The sequence below is a fragment of the Streptococcus mitis genome (assembly GCF_946190375.1).
Classification (GTDB): Bacteria; Bacillota; Bacilli; order Lactobacillales; family Streptococcaceae; genus Streptococcus; species Streptococcus mitis_CJ.
In genome coordinates this window covers 133,155-150,765 of the sequence record NZ_CAMIAF010000002.1, presented here as the reverse complement: position 1 = coordinate 150,765, position 17,611 = coordinate 133,155, and the positions used below count along the sequence as shown (strand labels likewise).

General features: G+C 42.9%; 13 protein-coding genes. 10 read left to right on the top strand and 3 right to left on the bottom strand.

Translation table 11 applies throughout. The features are described from left to right. Positions 1–1,113, top strand: a 1,113-nt coding sequence (locus N8M09_RS01965) for a MiiA motif-containing surface protein (protein ID WP_261063032.1), incomplete at its 5' end; no start/stop codon positions are given. Positions 1,114–1,226: 113 nt separating this feature from the next. Here N8M09_RS01965 and N8M09_RS01960 read toward each other — a convergent pair. Continuing rightward, complete coding sequence (locus N8M09_RS01960; protein ID WP_261063022.1) at positions 1,227–3,323, bottom strand: GH92 family glycosyl hydrolase; 2,097 nt, start codon at positions 3,321–3,323, stop codon at positions 1,227–1,229. Positions 3,324–3,493: 170 nt separating this feature from the next. Here N8M09_RS01960 and N8M09_RS01955 point away from each other — a divergent pair, with 170 nt between their 5' ends. The 6 genes from N8M09_RS01955 to N8M09_RS01930 all read left to right on the top strand — a co-directional run bounded on the left by N8M09_RS01955 (position 3,494) and on the right by N8M09_RS01930 (position 12,429). Next, entirely contained in the window at positions 3,494–4,774 is a 1,281-nt protein-coding gene (locus N8M09_RS01955; RefSeq protein WP_261063010.1) for a glycoside hydrolase family 125 protein, read from the top strand. 91 nt (positions 4,775–4,865) lie between these two features. After that, positions 4,866–7,511, top strand: coding sequence for an alpha-mannosidase (locus N8M09_RS01950; RefSeq protein ID WP_261062998.1), 2,646 nt, complete (start codon positions 4,866–4,868; stop codon positions 7,509–7,511). 98 nt (positions 7,512–7,609) lie between these two features. Further along, a complete protein-coding gene (locus N8M09_RS01945; protein ID WP_261062989.1) occupies positions 7,610–8,479 on the top strand; it encodes an ROK family protein in 870 nt (289 codons plus the stop codon). Next, positions 8,473–10,353 (top strand): beta-N-acetylhexosaminidase, encoded by a 1,881-nt coding sequence (locus N8M09_RS01940; RefSeq protein WP_261062982.1) that lies wholly within the window; start codon positions 8,473–8,475, stop codon positions 10,351–10,353. Before N8M09_RS01945 ends, N8M09_RS01940 begins: the two co-directional genes overlap by 7 nt. A 209-nt stretch (positions 10,354–10,562) precedes the next feature. Continuing rightward, a complete protein-coding gene (locus N8M09_RS01935) occupies positions 10,563–11,492 on the top strand; it encodes an ABC transporter permease (RefSeq protein WP_061758970.1) in 930 nt (309 codons plus the stop codon). Between the two features lie 13 nt (positions 11,493–11,505). After that, complete coding sequence (locus tag N8M09_RS01930; RefSeq protein ID WP_000818351.1) at positions 11,506–12,429, top strand: carbohydrate ABC transporter permease; 924 nt, start codon at positions 11,506–11,508, stop codon at positions 12,427–12,429. Positions 12,430–12,501: 72 nt separating this feature from the next. On the opposite strand, the gene N8M09_RS01925 is transcribed toward N8M09_RS01930, so the two are convergent. Beyond that, on the bottom strand, positions 12,502–12,672 hold the full coding sequence (locus tag N8M09_RS01925) for a hypothetical protein (protein ID WP_261062970.1): 171 nt from the start codon (positions 12,670–12,672) through the stop codon (positions 12,502–12,504). A gap of 58 nt (positions 12,673–12,730) precedes the next feature. On the opposite strand from N8M09_RS01925, the gene N8M09_RS01920 reads away from it, so the two are divergent. The 3 genes from N8M09_RS01920 to N8M09_RS01910 all read left to right on the top strand — a co-directional run bounded on the left by N8M09_RS01920 (position 12,731) and on the right by N8M09_RS01910 (position 16,447). Beyond that, positions 12,731–14,209 carry an ABC transporter substrate-binding protein gene (locus N8M09_RS01920; protein ID WP_261062969.1) on the top strand — a complete coding sequence of 493 codons (1,479 nt, stop codon included), beginning with the start codon at positions 12,731–12,733 and terminating at the stop codon, positions 14,207–14,209. A gap of 269 nt (positions 14,210–14,478) precedes the next feature. After that, a complete protein-coding gene (gene trhO / locus N8M09_RS01915) occupies positions 14,479–15,465 on the top strand; it encodes an oxygen-dependent tRNA uridine(34) hydroxylase TrhO (RefSeq protein ID WP_001030013.1) in 987 nt (328 codons plus the stop codon). Between the two features lie 121 nt (positions 15,466–15,586). Further along, positions 15,587–16,447: a DUF4299 family protein gene (locus tag N8M09_RS01910; RefSeq protein ID WP_261062968.1), complete on the top strand. Its 861-nt coding sequence runs from the start codon at positions 15,587–15,589 to the stop codon at positions 16,445–16,447. A 70-nt stretch (positions 16,448–16,517) separates the two neighbouring features. Here the strand turns inward: N8M09_RS01910 and N8M09_RS01905 are convergent, their stop codons facing one another. Further along, on the bottom strand, positions 16,518–17,582 hold the full coding sequence (locus N8M09_RS01905) for a DUF6574 domain-containing protein (RefSeq protein ID WP_261062967.1): 1,065 nt from the start codon (positions 17,580–17,582) through the stop codon (positions 16,518–16,520). Positions 17,583–17,611: the final 29 nt, after the last annotated feature.

The window sequence follows — 17,611 nt, the reverse complement described above, 5'->3', positions numbered from 1 at the left end:
GGTAAAGCAAATGCAGGAAATGCAGTAAACACACCAGCAGCTAAGGTAGAAGTTAAAGATCCAGCTAACTTAACAGACGCTGAGAAGAAAGCGATCGAAGATAAAGTTAAAGCAGTAAACCCAGGATCTAAAGTTGTAGTAGACGATAAAGGAAACGCAACAGTAACAACACCAGAAGGAAATACAGCCGTAATTCCAGCAGCAGACGTAACTAAGTCAGCAGCAGATGCAGGTAAAGCAAATGCAGGAAATGCAGTAAACACACCAGCAGCTAAGGTAGAAGTTAAAGATCCAGCTAACTTAACAGATGAAGAAAAAGCAAAAGTTAAGAAAGCAGTAGAGGATGTAAACCCAGGATCAACTGTAGTAGTAAATGATAAAGGTGATGTAATCGTTACTAAAGGTGATGGAACAGTATTAGTAATCCCAGAACTTGACTTAGTAATTCCAGAAGATAAATTAACTGATCCAACTCAACAAAATGGTGTAAATACACCAGCAACTAGAGTGTTAGTTGGAGATAAAGCTAAATTAACAGCTGATGAAATTGAAAAAGTTAAAGAATCAATTAAAGCAGTCAACCCAGGATCAACTGTAGTAGTAGACGAAAACGGAAATGCGACAGTAACAACTCCAGAAGGTAAGACAGCAACAATTCCAGCAGCTCAATTAGTTAAAGATGCTAAAGATGTTGCAGCTAAGAACAATGGTGAAAACATCAACGTTGACTTCGAAAAAGAAACAGTAGCAGACTTCAATAACTTAACAGATGCAGAAAAAGAAGCTGCAAAAGCTAAGATTAAAGGAGCAAATGCTGATGTAGTAGAAGTTATCTTCGACAAAGCAGGAAACGCAACTGTAATTACTAAAGATGGTAAAGTTTACACAATCGTAGCTAAAGATATCTTTAAACAACGTCCTTCTGCAGACAATGGAAGTTCAGCTAATGCTGGTCAAACAGCATCAGCACAAGCAAATGCGCGTAAAGTAGCTCAAGAATTGCCAAATACAGGTACAGCAGATTCTACTGTAGCTATGGTAGCAGCTGCCGCAAGTGCATTACTTGGTCTTGGTCTTGCAGGCCGTCGTCGTAAAGAAGACGAAGAAGCTTAATTGGTAGATTGTTTGATAATTATCGAATGATAAATCCGATTTTCAAAGCTTAAATAAGTACCTCTCATAAGAAAATCTCCTAGCAGGAAAGTCTGCTAGGAGATTTTTGCATTTCAGGAAGTGGACGGCTGACTTGGTAACCAGCTGAGGGTGAAGGTTAGTTGCTCAGCTTTTAGGAGATCTTGGTGTTGAATAGTTGATACTAGAGTTGTGTCCAGTCGGCATTCTTTGACAAAGTTGAAGTGGCTGTGGTTTTGCTCAGTATGAATACCTAGCCATTTATTTTCTTTAGCTAGGTAGATACGGAGGTGGTTAAAGAGAGGGATTCCGAGATCATAGCTTGGTTTTCCTGGACAGGTTGGATAAAATCCGAGAGCTGACCAGATGTACCAGGCCGAGAGACTACCATTGTCTTCATCGCCAGGATAGGCTTGCCAGCTTGGGTGAAAGGTTTTCTGACGTAAGGTCTTAATAAGAAGGGCAGTGTAGTCAGAGTAGTTGCTGTAACGGAAGAGATAAGGAATGTGGAAGCTCGGCTGGTTGGAAATGGCGAGTTGCCCAAAAGGAGCAGTAGCCATTTCGCTCATTTCGTGAATCTCGTAACCATAGCCTGTTGTCTCAAAGATGGGAGCATCTTGACAGGTTTTCAAAAGATAGTTGCTGAAGGCTTCTTTTCCACCCATAAGCTGGATTAAGTCTGGGATGTCGTGGAGAACGCCTAAAGTTGCTTGGATGGCAGAACATTCGGCATAATCACGTCCCCAACTATAGGGAGAGAAGTCAGGGCGGAAGTTGCCTTGATTGTCTCGCGCTCGCATGTAACCTGTCTCAGCATCAAATAGATGGCGGTAATTTTGAGATGCAGTCCTATAGGTTTCCGCGATGTCATTCTGACCAAGTTTTTCGGCACAGCTGGCGATACAAAAGTCACTATAGGCGTAGTCTAGGGTATGGCTAACACTTTCGTGGTGGTCGGTAGAGAGGTAGCCCAGTTCTTGGTATTGGGCTAGTCCGTGGCGACCATTGATGCCGAGAGGATTGGACTTGGTGGCTGTTTCAAGCATGGCTTGGAGGAATTCTACTTCTAGGTCAGGAGCCATGTCCTTGCAGGCGCTATCTGCGATAATACCGTCTAAAAGTGTACCGGGCATCATACCCCGTTCATCTGGAGCCAGCCATTTTGGAAGAAAACCAGTATCGCGGTAGCTATTGAGAAAGCCTTCTAAAAAGAGACGATAATACTCTGGTATGACAAGGGCAAAGAGGGGGAAGGTGGTGCGGAAGGTATCCCAGAAACCATTGTTGCTGAAGAGGACACCAGGCTTTACAGTTCCAGTAGCCAGATCTTTGTGGATGGCTTGCCCTGATTCATCAATCTCATAAAAAGTTTGAGGAAATAGGAAGAGTCTGTAAAGGCAGTGGTCAAAGAAGGTTTGGTCAGCCTCTCCTGTCTCTATAATGTCAAAACGATGGAGGAGATTTTCCCAATCTTTTTGTGCACTTGCTTTGCAGTTATTGAAGTCTTGTTGAGGTAGATTAAGCAGTGCTTGAGAAGGCGAGATGAAAGAAGTCGCTAGCTGAATTTCAGCATGACTATCTGCCAGGTCGATTCGCCAGTCTCCACCTTCTTGACTGATAGCAAGGATATCCGTATTCATTAGCAGGGTAGTGAACAGTCTCAGTGGATTTTTGTTGGTCTCAGTTTTACCTTCTTGTCGCAGGGCAAGAGTTCGCTTATCTACTTGCTCTACTGTCAGTTCATCTGCTGCGTGAAGATAGAGGGAGAGTGATTTGCCTTGCTTTTGCTCCAAACGAATAGAAGCACCGTAGCAAGTCGGTGTGAGCTGGGTTTCAATCTGATAGCGCAGGGAGAAAATCTTCAGATAATGAGGTTGGAAAGAGGCCTTATCGATATCATAGGAAGACTGACGATGGAAGAGGCTGTCTCCACCCAGTTGGCCTGTGACAGGTGTCAGAAGGAGCCAAGAGTAGTCCCCAATCCAAGGGCTGGGCTGGTGGGTTAGTCGAATCCCCTGAAAGATAGGCAAATGCGGATCGAAAAACCAAGAGCCCTCCTGGTCACTGGTCTGGGGTACAAAGTAATTCATCCCAAAAGGCACGCCTGTGTATGGCAGGGTATTTCCCCGAGAAAATGCATGCTTGCTGGCAGTTCCAAATCGGGTATCGATGGTTTCAAGTAGTGGTTTCATAGTCTTTCCTTTGGCTGTTTTTCTACATTATATCAGAAAAAGATATCCTTTAGAAAAGGAGTTTCAAAGATAACTATTTTGTAGAAAAATGACTATCATTTGTGTATGTATTTTCTGTCTCAAAAGCTATATACTGAAAATGAAACTTGTTTGAAAGAGGATACTGCACGATGATTTATTCAAAAGAAATTGTTAGAGAATGGCTAGATGAAGTAGCAGAACGGGCTAAGGACCATCCAGAGTGGGTGGATGTTTTCGAGCGTTGCTACACAGACACCTTGGACAATACGGTTGAAATCCTAGAAGATGGTTCCACTTTTGTCTTGACAGGGGATATTCCTGCCATGTGGCTTCGGGATTCGACAGCTCAACTCAGACCCTACCTTCATGTGGCTAAAAGAGATGCCCTCTTGCGTCAGACCATTGCAGGTTTAGTCAAACGTCAGATGACCTTGGTGCTCAAGGATCCTTATGCCAATTCCTTCAACATTGAGGAAAACTGGAAGGGGCACCACGAGACCGACCATACAGACCTTAATGGCTGGATTTGGGAACGCAAGTACGAGGTGGATTCGCTTTGCTATCCTTTGCAGTTGGCTTATCTCCTCTGGAAAGAGACTGGCGAGACTAGCCAGTTTGATGGGACTTTTGTCGCAGCGACTAAGGAAATTCTCCATCTGTGGACGGTAGAACAAGACCACAAGAACTCTCCTTATCGTTTTGTCCGAGATACCGATCGTAAGGAAGACACCTTGGTAAATGATGGCTTTGGACCTGATTTTGCAGTGACAGGTATGACTTGGTCAGCCTTTCGTCCGAGTGATGATTGCTGTCAGTATAGTTACTTGATTCCGTCAAATATGTTTGCTGTAGTAGTCTTGGGTTATGTGCAAGAAATCTTCGCAGCATTAGATCTGGCTGATAGCCAGAGCATTATTGCTGATGCCAAGCGCCTCCAGTCTGAAATCCAAGAAGGAATTGAAAACTACGCCTACACAACCAACAGCAAGGGCGAAAAGATTTATGCCTTTGAAGTGGATGGTTTGGGAAATGCTAGCATCATGGATGATCCAAACGTACCAAGTCTGCTGGCTGCACCTTATCTGGGTTACTGTTCGGTCGATGATGAAGTTTATCAAGACACTCGTCGTACCATTCTGAGCCCTGAAAATCCATATTTCTACCAAGGAGAATACGCTAGCGGTCTTGGAAGTTCTCATACCTTCTATCGCTATATCTGGCCCATTGCTCTGTCTATCCAAGGCTTGACAACGACAGATAAAGCAGAGAAGAAATTCTTGCTGGATCAGCTGGTTGCTTGCGATGGGGGGACAGGTGTTATGCATGAAAGCTTCCACGTGGATGACCCAACTCTCTACTCTCGTGAATGGTTCTCTTGGGCCAACATGATGTTCTGTGAGTTGGTCTTGGATTACTTGGATATCCGCTAAGGAGCGCGCTTTAGCGCAACTGATTCTTGGAAAGAATCACAAATTTACATTTAAAACGTTAAAATTTAAATTTAGAATGAGGTCTTACTTCATGGAAAATGTTGTTGTACATATTATCTCACATAGTCACTGGGATCGTGAGTGGTACTTGCCTTTTGAAAGCCACCGTATGCAGTTGGTGGAATTATTTGACAATCTCTTTGATCTCTTTGAAAATGACCCTGAGTTCAAGAGTTTCCACTTGGATGGACAAACTATTGTCCTTGACGACTACTTGCAAATTCGCCCTGAAAATCGTGACAAAGTTCAACGCTACATTGACGAAGGAAAATTGAAAATTGGTCCCTTTTACATTTTGCAGGATGATTACTTGATTTCAAGTGAAGCCAATGTCCGTAATACTCTTATCGGTCAGCAGGAGTCTGCAAAATGGGGCAAATCAACTCAAATTGGTTACTTCCCAGATACCTTTGGAAATATGGGGCAAGCGCCTCAAATCCTTCAAAAATCAGGCATTCATGTGGCAGCTTTTGGTCGTGGTGTGAAGCCGATTGGATTTGACAACCAAGTCCTCGAAGATGAGCAGTTTACTTCTCAGTTTTCAGAAATGTACTGGCAGGGTGCGGACGGAAGTCGTGTCCTCGGGATTCTCTTTGCCAACTGGTACAGTAATGGGAATGAAATTCCAGTTGATAAAGACGAGGCCTTGACCTTCTGGAAACAAAAACTGGCAGACGTGCGTGACTATGCTTCAACCAACCAATGGTTGATGATGAACGGATGTGATCACCAGCCTGTACAGAAAAATCTGAGCGAAGCCATTCGTGTGGCAAATGAACTCTTCCCAGATGTGACCTTTGTTCATAGTTCTTTTGATGAATATGTTCAAGCTGTGGAAAGTGCTCTACCAGAGCAGTTATCAACGGTTACAGGCGAGTTGACCAGTCAGGAAACAGATGGCTGGTACACACTTGCCAACACTTCTTCATCTCGTATTTACCTCAAACAAGCCTTCCAAGAAAATAGTAACCTCCTAGAGCAAGTGGTTGAACCCTTGACGATTATCACTGGGGGGCACAACCACAAGGATCAGTTGACCTATGCTTGGAAAACACTTTTGCAGAATGCACCCCATGATAGCATCTGTGGCTGTAGCGTGGATGAGGTTCACCGCGAGATGGAAACCCGTTTTGCCAAGGTTAATCAAGTCGGAAACTTTGTTAAGAGCAATCTTCTTAACGAGTGGAAGGGTAAAATCGCTACGGCTAAGGCTCAAAGTGATTATCTCTTTACTGTCATTAACACAGGCTTGCATGATAAGGTCGATACTGTCAGCACAGTGATTGATGTTGCGACTTGTGATTTTAAGGAATTGCACCCAACGGAAGGCTACAAGAAGATGGCTGCTCTTACCTTGCCAAGTTACCGTGTGGAGGACTTGGATGGGCGTCCTGTAGAGGCTAAAATCGAAGACCTCGGAGCTAATTTTGAGTACGATTTACCAAAAGATAAGTTCCGCCAAGCTCGTATCGCTCGCCAAGTGCGCGTGACTATTCCTGTTCACCTAGCACCTCTCTCTTGGACAACTTTCCAGTTGCTGGAAGGAGAACAGGAATACCGTGAAGGCATTTACCAAAACGGGGTGATTGATACACCATTTGTAACGGTGAGTGTGGATGACAACATCACAGTCTATGACAAGACAACTCACGAAGCCTATGAAGATTTTATCCGCTTCGAAGACCGTGGGGACATCGGAAATGAGTATATCTATTTCCAACCAAAAGGAACAGAGCCAATCTATGCAGAGTTGAAAGGCTATGAGGTCTTGGAAAACACAGCTCGCTACGCTAAGATTTTGCTCAAACATGAATTGACCGTGCCTGTCAGTGCCGATGAAAAGCTAGAAGAAGAGCAAAAAGGTATCATCGAGTTTATGAAGCGTAAGGCTGGACGGTCAGAAGAATTGACAAGCATTCCTCTTGAAACTGAGTTGACTGTCTTTGTTGACAATCCACAAATCCGTTGCAAGACTCGCTTTACCAATACTGCCAAAGACCACCGTATCCGTCTCTTGGTCAAGACTCATAACACGCGTCCAAACAATGATTCTGAAAGCATCTATGAGGTGGTGACACGACCAAACAAACCAGCTGCTTCATGGGAAAATCCTGAAAATCCTCAACACCAACAAGCCTTTGTCAGTCTGTATGACGATGAAAAAGGTGTTACTGTATCTAACAGGGGGTTGAATGAATACGAAATACTTGGAGACGACACTATTGCAGTGACCATTCTGCGTGCGTCAGGTGAGCTAGGTGACTGGGGCTACTTCCCAACGCCAGAAGCACAATGCTTGCGTGAGTTTGAAGTCGAATTTGCGCTTGAATGCCACCAAGCCCAAGAACGCTTCTCAGCCTATCGTCGTGCTAAAGCCTTGCAGACACCGTTTACCAGCCTTCAGCTTGCTAGACAGGAAGGAAGCGTGGCTGCGACTGGTAGCCTCTTGAGCCATTCTGTTCTCAGCATACCGCAAATCTGTCCAACAGCCTTTAAGGTAGCTGAAAATGAAGAAGGCTATGTCCTCCGTTACTACAATATGAGTCAAGAAAATGTGCGCATATCAGAACGCCAACAAACCATTCTTGACTTACTTGAGCGACCATACCCAGTTCATAGAGGCCTCATTTCACCACAAGAGATTCGTACAGAATTCATCAAAAAAGAAGAAATCTAAGATTTTGAAAGTGTTTGATAACTAATACTACAAGATAGAAAGGAGGGGCGAAAAGGTAAGAACTAACTGCTGATTCGCCCCTTTTTATGGTAAAAACAATGACCATTGCAACGATTGATATCGGAGGGACTGGAATTAAGTTTGCCAGTCTGACTCCTGATGGGAAAATACTAGATAAGACAAGTATCCCAACGCCTGAAAACTTGGAGGACTTACTAGCGTGGCTAGATCAACGCTTGTCAGAGCAGGATTACAGTGGGATTGCTATGAGCGTTCCAGGTGCGGTCAATCAAGAGACAGGTGTGATTGATGGCTTCAGTGCGGTGCCCTACATCCACGGATTTTCTTGGTATGAGGCGCTTAGCTCTTATCAGCTACCTATCCATTTAGAAAATGATGCCAACTGCGTTGGACTCAGTGAATTACTGGCCCACCCAGAACTTGAAAATGCAGCCTGTGTCGTGATTGGGACAGGGATTGGCGGAGCCATGATTATTAATGGTAGACTTCATCGAGGTCGCCACGGCCTGGGTGGAGAATTTGGCTACATGACAACCCTTGCCCCTGCTGAAGAGCTCAACAACTGGTCGCAACTAGCGTCAACTGGGAATATGGTGCGCTACGTGATTGAAAAATCTGGTCAGACTGACTGGGACGGTCGCAAGATTTACCAAGAGGCGGCAGCTGGCAATGCTCTTTGCCAAGAAGCCATTGAGCGCATGAACCGTAATCTGGCGCAAGGCTTGCTCAATATTCAGTATCTCATCGACCCAGATGTCATTAGTCTGGGAGGCTCTATCAGTCAAAATCCAGATTTTATTCAAGGTGTCAAGAAGGCTGTTGATAACTTTGTTGAAACCTACGAAGAATACACGGTCGCACCTGTTATCCAGGCCTGCACCTATCACGCAGATGCCAATCTCTACGGTGCCCTTGTCAACTGGCTACAGGAGGAAAACCAATGGTAAGATTTACAGGAATTAGTTCCAAACAAACTCAGGCAATCGACTGGCTGATAAAGCACATTTCGCTACCAGATGTAGAGGTAGCTGTCGCTCAGTCTGACCAAGCCTCTATCTCTATCAAGGGTGAGGGTGGCCACTATCAACTAACTTACCGCAAACCTCACCAACTTTATCGTACCTTGTCCTTGTTGGTAACAGCTCTAGCAGAAGGTGATAAAGTAGAGATTGAAGAACAAGCAGCTTATGAAGATTTGGCTTATATGGCAGACTGTTCGAGAAATGCGGTGCTGAATGTGGCTGCTGCCAAGCAGATGATTGAGGTCTTGGCTCTCATGGGCTACTCAACCTTTGAGCTTTACATGGAAGATACCTACCAGATTGAAGGGCAGCCTTACTTTGGCTATTTCCGTGGAGCTTACTCAGCTGAGGAATTACAGGAAATCGAAGCCTACGCCCAACAGTTTGACATGACTTTTGTTCCTTGTATTCAGACCTTGGCCCACTTGTCAGCCTTTGTTAAATGGGGTGTCAAGGAAGTGCAGGAGCTCCGTGATGTAGAGGACATTCTCCTTATCGGCGAAGAAAAGGTTTATAATCTGATTGATGGCATGTTTGCTACTCTATCTAAACTACAAACTCGCAAGGTTAATATCGGGATGGACGAAGCCCACTTGGTTGGCTTGGGACGTTACCTGATTCTAAACGGTGTTGTGGACCGTAGTCTCCTCATGTGCCAACACTTGGAGCGCGTGCTGGATATTGCCGATAAGTATGGTTTCCACTGCCAGATGTGGAGCGATATGTTCTTCAAGCTCATGTCAGCAGATGGCCAGTACGACCGTGATGTGGAAATTCCAGAAGAAACTCGTGTCTACCTAGACCGTCTCAAAGACCGTGTAACCTTGGTTTACTGGGACTATTATCAGGATAGCGAGGAAAAATACAATCGCAACTTCCGCAACCATCATAAGATTAGTCATGACCTTGCATTTGCAGGGGGAGCTTGGAAGTGGATTGGCTTTACACCCAATAACCATTTCAGCCGTCTAGTGGCTATCGAGGCCAATAAAGCCTGCCGTGCCAATGACATCAAAGAAGTCATTGTAACGGGTTGGGGGGATAATGGTGGGGAAACAGCCCAATTCTCTGTCCTACCAAGCTTGCAAATCTGGGCAGAACTCTGCTACCGCAATGACCTGGACCGTTTGTCTGCACACTTCAAGACCAATACAGGTTTATCGGTTGAAGATTTTATGCAGATTGACCTTGCCAACCTTTTACCAGACCTGCCAGGCAATCTCAGCGGGATCAATCCTAACCGCTATGTCTTTTATCAGGATATTCTCTGTCCGCTCCTTGACCGACACATGACACCTGAACAGGACAAACCGCACTTCGCTCAGGCTGCTGAGACGCTTGCTAACATTAAAGAAAAAGCTGGCAACTATGCCTACCTCTTTGAAACTCAGGCCCAGTTGAATGCTATTTTAAGTAGCAAAGTGTATGTGGGACGGCGCATTCGTGAGGCCTACCAAGAAGGTGATAAAGAAAGTTTGCAAGAAATCGCCAGACAAGAATTACCAGAACTCAGAAGCCAAATCGAACACTTCCATGCCCTCTTTAGCCACCAATGGTTGAAGGAAAACAAGGTCTTTGGCTTGGATACAGTTGATATCCGTATGGGCGGACTCTTGCAACGCATCAAGCGAGCAGAAAGTCGTATAGAGGTTTATCTGGCAGGTCAGCTTGACCGCATCGAAGAACTAGAAGTAGACATCTTGCCATTTACTGATTTCTACGCAGACAAAGACTTCGCAGCAACAACAGCTAACCAGTGGCATACTATTGCGACAGCTTCAACCATTTATACGACCTAAAAACAAGAACATCGTGCTCTTACCCAGAGTGTTTCTCGTGAAACATCCCTTTCTTAAAAAAGTACTCCACATAAAATAATTTGTGGAGTTTTTTCTATAATTAGTAGTTTAACCTAACTTGCAAATAGGAGTATACTAATAATGTAATCGTTATCAAAAGTCTAAAAAGGAATTTTTAGATGGATATCAAAATAAAAAGGGAGGAAATTATGAATAAGTTTTCAAAAACCTTGAGAGACAACTGGATCTTTCTCTTGATGGTTTTACCAGGGGCACTCTGGTTGATTCTATTCTTCTACATTCCAGTATTTGGGAACGTGGTTGCCTTCAAAGACTACCACATGACCAGTAATGGATTCATAGATAGTATCATGAATAGTAAATGGGTCGGACTCGATAACTTCAGATTCTTGTTTAGTTCAAGAGACGCCTTTATTATCACACGAAATACTGTCCTCTACAATCTCGGCTTTATCTTTATCGGTTTGATTGTGTCTGTAGGAATTGCCATCATCCTCAGTGAACTCCGTTCTAAGAGAATGGTTAAGATCTTCCAAACTTCTATGTTGTTCCCTTACTTCTTGTCTTGGGTTATCATCAGTTTCTTTACAGATGCCTTCCTAAACATTGATAAAGGGGTCTTCAACCATTTATTGGAAACTCTTGGTCTCAAAGAAATCAATTTCTACGCTGACTTGGGTATCTGGCCATATCTCCTACTTTTCCTAGGTATTTGGAAAGGTTTTGGATATAGCAGTGTCATGTATTATGCGACCATCATGGGAATTGATCCAACCTACTACGAAGCAGCAACAGTGGACGGGGCTAGCAAATGGCAACGTATTCGGAACGTAACCATTCCGCAGTTGACACCATTGGTAACCGTATTGACCATCCTTGCAGTCGGAAATATCTTCCGTGCAGACTTCGGTCTCTTCTACCAAATCCCACACAATGCTGGTCAGCTTTACAACGTAACCAACGTCTTGGATGTTTATGTCTATAACGGATTGACTCAGACAGCGGATATCGGCATGGCATCAGCAGCAGGTCTCTATCAATCAGTTGTTGGCTTGATTCTGGTTATCTTATCAAACTTACTTGCAAGACGAGTTGATCCAAACTCAGCCTTGTTCTAGAAAGGAGGAGAATATGGCAGAAAAGAAAATTAAAAAAGAAAAAATTGATAATGTCGGCATTCACTCCTTCAGTAAGAAAGCAGATATCTTCTTCAGTACCATTTCTGGTTTGATCGCCCTCTCTTGTATCCTACCCTTTGTATTCGTTATCGTTATTTCGGTAACAGATGAAAAGAGTATCCTCCAAAATGGATATAGCTTCTTCCCATCTCAATTTGGATTAGACGGTTTTGAGTTTTTGGCACAGTTTAAGGATAAAATTCTCCAAGCCCTCTTCATCTCAGTCTTTGTAACAGTGGTGGGGACTATCACAAACGTTTTTATCACAACAACTTATGCCTACGCTATTTCACGGACAACCTTCAAGTATCGCAGATTCTTTACGATTTTTGCCCTTCTTAGTATGTTGTTCAACGCTGGTTTGGTACCGGGCTATATCGTGGTAACTCGTTTACTTCAACTTGGTGATACAGTTTGGGCCTTGATTGTTCCGATGCTTCTCTCACCATTTAACATCATCTTGATGCGTTCCTTCTTCAAGAAGACCATTCCAGAAGCCATTCTTGAATCCGCTCGTATCGATGGTGCCAGTGAAGCCCGGATCTTCTTCCAAATCTGTTTGCCATTGTCACTACCAGGTATCGCAACCATTACGCTCTTAACAGCTCTTGGTTTCTGGAATGACTGGTTCAACGCCCTTCTTTATATCAAGAGTGACAACTTGTATCCATTGCAATATTTGCTGATGCAAATTCAACAAAATATGGATTACATCGCCAAAGCGGTCGGCCTCTCTGGTCAACTGGGCGTTGCTCTACCGAAAGAAACAGGACGTATGGCCATGGTTGTGGTCGCAACCCTTCCAATCGCGATTCTATATCCATTCTTCCAACGCTACTTTGTAAAAGGTTTGACTATCGGTGGTGTGAAAGAATAGTGCTTGTTGAGAAAGAACATTTCTCAGTTCCCAACTTCCCTTGTGTGAAGTTGATACTCTTCGAAAATCTCTTCAAACCGCGTCAACGTCGCCTTGCCGTAGGTATAGGTAACTGACTTCGTCAGTCTTATCTACAACCTCAAAACTGTGTTTTGAGCTGACTTCGTCAGTTCTATCTGCAACCTCAAAACAGTGTTTTGAGCAACCTGCGGTTAGTTTCCTAGTTTGCTCTTTGATTTTCATTGAGTATAAGATCATTACATTGTTTATAAGTTTAAAAATAAAAAAAGGAGTTTTTGTCATGAAAAACTGGAAAAAATATGCTTTTGCATCTGCTAGTGTAGTCGCTTTGGCTGCTGGTCTCGCTGCTTGTGGAAACCTTTCAGGTAACAAAAAGGCTGCTGACTCAGCTTCAGGTGATAAGACTGTTATCAAAATGTACCAAATCGGGGACAAACCAGATAACTTGGATGAATTGTTAGAAAATGCTAACAAAATTATCGGTGAAAAAGTTGGTGCTAAATTGGATATCCAATATCTTGGATGGGGTGACTATGATAAGAAAATGTCAGTTATCACATCATCTGGTGAAAACTACGATATCGCCTTTGCATCTAACTATGTTGTAAATGCTCAAAAAGGTGCCTATGCTGACTTGACTGACTTGTATAAGAAAGAAGGGGCAGAACTTTACAAAGCACTTGACCCAGCTTACATCAAAGGTAACAGCATTAACGGTAAAATTTACGCAGTTCCAGTTGCCGCCAACGTTGCATCATCTCAAAACTTCGCCTTCAACGGAACTCTTCTTGCTAAATACGGTATCGATATTTCAGGTGTCACTTCATACGAAACACTTGAACCAGTATTGAAACAAATCAAAGAAAAAGCTCCAGATGTAGTGCCATTTGCGGTTACTAAGAACTTCATCCCATCTGATAACTTTGACTACCCAGTTCCAAATGGACTTCCATTCGTTATCGACCTTGAAGGAGACACTACTAAGATCGTAAACCGTTACGAAGTACCTCGTTTCAAAGAACACTTGAAGACTCTTCACAAATTCTATGAAGCTGGATACATTCCAAAAGACGTAGCAACAAGCGATACTTCATTTGACCTTCAACAAGATACTTGGTTCGTTCGTGAAGAAACAGTAGGACCAGCTGACTACGGTAACAGCTTGCTTTCACGTGTTGCTAACAAAGACATCCAAATCAAACCAATCACTAACTTCATCAAGAAAAACCAAACAACACAAGTTGCTAACTTTGTCATCTCAAACAACTCTAAGAACAAAGAAAAATCAATGGAAGTGTTGAACCTCTTGAACACTAACCCAGAACTTTTGAACGGTCTTGTTTACGGTCCAGAAGGCAAGAACTGGGAAAAACTTGCAGGTAAAGAAAACCGTGTACGCGTCCTTGATGGCTACAAAGGAAACACTCACATGGGTGGATGGAACACAGGTAACAACTGGATCCTGTACATCAACGAAAACGTTACAGACCAACAAATCGAAGATTCTAAGAAACAATTGGCAGAAGCTAAAGAATCTCCAGCGCTTGGATTCATCTTTAACACTGACAATGTGAAATCTGAAATCTCAGCTATCTCTAACACAATGCAACAATTCGATACAGCTATCAACACTGGTACTGTAGACCCAGATAAAGCTATTCCAGAATTGATGGAAAAATTGAAATCTGAAGGTGCCTACGATAAAGTATTGAACGAAATGCAAAAACAATACGATGAATTCTTGAAAAACAAAAAATAATCAGCTAAATTGATTTCGTGTATTCATTCCTAATTCCTAAAAATTGAATCACTGTTTTCCTCAGGTTTATCTGGGGGAGGCAGTGATTTTTTGAAACAATAACATAGATATCCATGTTTTGGATTTTTTCTCTTAAACCATTCAGGAAATCTTAAGAACCCTCTCCAATTTCCAGTCAAATAAATTGCATTCGTTTTCTCAAGCAGGTATACTAGTATAGTTAGATGAAAAATTCTGAAAATTTAAGAATAGAAAAGAGAACAAATCTTATGGCAAAAGATATTCGTGTCTTACTTTACTACCTTTATACTCCAATTGAAAATGCAGAGCAATTTGCTGCAGACCACTTGGCTTTCTGTAAATCAATCGGCTTGAAAGGCCGTATCCTAGTCGCTGACGAGGGAATTAACGGAACAGTTTCAGGTGACTACGAAACAACTCAAAAATACATGGACTACGTTCACAGCCTTCCAGGTATGGAAGACCTCTGGTTCAAGATTGACGAAGAAAATGAACAAGCCTTCAAGAAGATGTTTGTTCGCTACAAGAAAGAGATTGTCCACCTTGGTTTAGAAGATAACGACTTTGACAACGACATCAACCCGCTTGAAACAACGGGTGCTTACTTGTCTCCAAAAGAGTTCAAAGAAGCCCTTCTTGACGAAGATACAGTGGTCCTTGACACACGTAACGATTACGAGTACGACCTAGGACATTTCCGTGGAGCTATCCGCCCAGACATCCGCAACTTCCGTGAATTGCCACAATGGGTCCGTGACAACAAGGAAAAATTCATGGACAAGCGTGTCGTGGTTTACTGTACAGGTGGGGTTCGCTGTGAGAAATTCTCAGGCTGGATGGTCCGTGAAGGCTACAAAGATGTCGGCCAATTGCACGGAGGAATCGCAACTTATGGTAAAGACCCAGAAGTCCAAGGTGAGCTTTGGGATGGGAAAATGTACGTTTTTGACGAGCGTATCGCCGTAGATGTCAACCATGTTAACCCAACCATCGTAGGGAAAGACTGGTTTGATGGAACACCATGTGAACGTTATGTCAACTGTGGAAATCCATTCTGTAACCGTCGTATCTTGACATCAGAAGAAAATGAAGACAAGTACCTTCGTGGATGCTCACACGAGTGCCGTGTTCACCCACGTAACCGCTATGTTTCAGAAAATGAATTGACACAAGCTGAAGTTGTCGAGCGCTTAGCTGCTATCGGTGAAAGCTTGGATCAAGTAGCTACTGTATAAGATTAAACAGTCCTCAGGGGCTGTTTTTCTATGCTTTTTACTCAAAAATCTAAAGTTTGTTTCTGTATCTTTCAGAAAAATAAGGTATACTATATGTAAACGATTTCAAAGGAGTCCAGTTATGACGAAAACATTTTTTATTCCAAATAAACAGAGCATTTTAGGAGAACAAGAGATTTTGACTGCCAAGTCGATCTTGGCCTTGGTAGATGGTTTGGAGTCACATAGTTATGATGCGGTTTATCTCCGTCAGCCTCTTAATCGTCTCGAGTATATCGAGTGTGCGATAGTGGGTCAATCACAATTTCTCTTTAAGATTAGTTATGCTGATGGTCAAAAGGCTTACCGTGTCGATCTTCCTGACCTACTCACGAAGACAGACTGGCAGATTATCAAAGCATTTTTAGAAGCCCTACTTGCTTATACAGGAACTGAGATTGAGGGGCTAGATGGTTTTGATTTTGAAGCTTATTTCCAAGCAAGTATTCAAGCCCATCTGACAGATAATGCAGCTCGTTTTACGATTTGCCAAGGAATTTTTAATCCTGTTTTCTTTAGTCATGAGGATTTGAAAAGCTTTTTAGAAGAAGATGGCTTGGCTCAGTTTGAAGCGCGTGTGCGTGCGGTTCAAGAGACAGACGCCTACTTTGCAAGAGTTTCCTTCTATCAGGATGGAGAAGGCCAAGTGCACGGTGTTTACCATCTAGCTCAAGGCGTCAAGACTGTTTTACCGAGAGAGCCATTTGTTCCTGCTGCCTATATGGAGCAATTGGTGGATAAGGAAGTCAAGTGGGAGATTGACTTGGTTCAAATTACAGGAGATGGCTCTAAACCAGAAGACTATGAAGCCATCGCTCGCTTGGACTATGAAAGATTCTTAGAGTCACTACCATCAGCATCTTACCACCAACTAGACGCCAATCAATTAGAAGTGCAACCCATCTTAGACAAAGATTTTAAAGCATTAGCACAAGAAGAGTAAATCAGAAGCAGGTCAATCGACTTGCTTTTTAGCATATAAAAAATCCTGCCGTGAAAGACAGGATTGAATCTTAAAGAAAGGCCAAGATACGAAGATAATCCCCAATTAGTGCCACTTCAGCTACAAAGAAGAGGAGGATAATGACTCCGTTTACAAGGACAGATAAGAATAACTGATAGAAGGAGTCGGTTTCACTTGATTGACTAGGTCTTGTAATGATATGGAGACTGGCAAGCAGAATGATTCCAATGCTAATCACACACAAGAGGGCTGTAAATCGTAGGCTATCAAAGAAAGCAAAGAAACTAGCAATAGCAGTGAGGAAGATTGGGATTGCCAAGAGTTGACTATATTGTTGGAGAATCTTTTCTAGCGTCCAGTCTTTTTCCTGGTGGATAAATCGTCTCACAACGAAACTACCCAAGAGGAATGAAAAGAAGAAGAGTGTTGTTGCTACTAGGATAGAGATAATCGAAAAGAGATTTAATGAAGCAAATTGTTCAGGGAAGTGATTATGCATAGTTGCTATATGTCCATAGTAAGCATGTTTGATGTGGTAGATACTAAAGAAAAAGGAAGATGCAGAAAACAGAATGAGCAAGAGAAAGGCTGTGTAACTGTGTGTGCTACTTGTTTCAAGATTGCTCGTAGGAGATTTGATTGCTTCCACTAGCCAAGACCAAAAATCAAGCGCTTGCTCTTTCCATTTATCCGTAGATTTTAGAGTTTGGTCGGGGATATAGGGACTTTCTAAGGATTGACTGATAAGAAGGGGCTCTTTCGTGGTTGGTTTTTGCTGAGGAAGTGCTTCTTGACTCTCTTCAGCTATAGTGACTTTTTCTGTTTCTTTAGAAAGGTCTTGCTCTTCTTCAGTAGAATTGGATGCCTTCTTTTCTTCTGTTTCTGTTCTCGATTCGCTGTCTTCAGGCGTTTCAATTTTCTCTTCTTGCTGACTCTCCAGTTCGACTTCAGCTTGAGAGACTTCCTCCTCTACTTGAGTATTTTTTTCAATTGGTGTATCGAGAACGGCTATCGTTTCTTCAGCCTTGTCTGCAACATCTTGGGCTTGTTCATCAGGCTTGTTCTTGCTTGTTGTTTTTATAAAATCATTACTTTCAAACCATTCTTGTTTCATGGTAGAACCTCCTTTTTAGTTGTATATAC

What these genes read in the sequence shown, in the direction of transcription:
- N8M09_RS01950 (WP_261062998.1), top strand. Translation starts at nt 4,866, where the DNA reads ATGGAAAATGTTGTTGTACATATTATCTCACATAGTCACTGGGATCGT.
- N8M09_RS01940 (WP_261062982.1), top strand. Translation starts at nt 8,473, where the DNA reads ATGGTAAGATTTACAGGAATTAGTTCCAAACAAACTCAGGCAATCGAC.
- N8M09_RS01955 (WP_261063010.1), top strand. Translation starts at nt 3,494, where the DNA reads ATGATTTATTCAAAAGAAATTGTTAGAGAATGGCTAGATGAAGTAGCA.
- N8M09_RS01935 (WP_061758970.1), top strand. Translation starts at nt 10,563, where the DNA reads ATGAATAAGTTTTCAAAAACCTTGAGAGACAACTGGATCTTTCTCTTG.
- trhO (WP_001030013.1), top strand. Translation starts at nt 14,479, where the DNA reads ATGGCAAAAGATATTCGTGTCTTACTTTACTACCTTTATACTCCAATT.
- N8M09_RS01960 (WP_261063022.1), bottom strand. Translation starts at nt 3,323, where the DNA reads ATGAAACCACTACTTGAAACCATCGATACCCGATTTGGAACTGCCAGC.
- N8M09_RS01910 (WP_261062968.1), top strand. Translation starts at nt 15,587, where the DNA reads ATGACGAAAACATTTTTTATTCCAAATAAACAGAGCATTTTAGGAGAA.
- N8M09_RS01925 (WP_261062970.1), bottom strand. Translation starts at nt 12,672, where the DNA reads ATGAAAATCAAAGAGCAAACTAGGAAACTAACCGCAGGTTGCTCAAAA.
- N8M09_RS01905 (WP_261062967.1), bottom strand. Translation starts at nt 17,582, where the DNA reads ATGAAACAAGAATGGTTTGAAAGTAATGATTTTATAAAAACAACAAGC.
- N8M09_RS01930 (WP_000818351.1), top strand. Translation starts at nt 11,506, where the DNA reads ATGGCAGAAAAGAAAATTAAAAAAGAAAAAATTGATAATGTCGGCATT.
- N8M09_RS01920 (WP_261062969.1), top strand. Translation starts at nt 12,731, where the DNA reads ATGAAAAACTGGAAAAAATATGCTTTTGCATCTGCTAGTGTAGTCGCT.
- N8M09_RS01945 (WP_261062989.1), top strand. Translation starts at nt 7,610, where the DNA reads ATGACCATTGCAACGATTGATATCGGAGGGACTGGAATTAAGTTTGCC.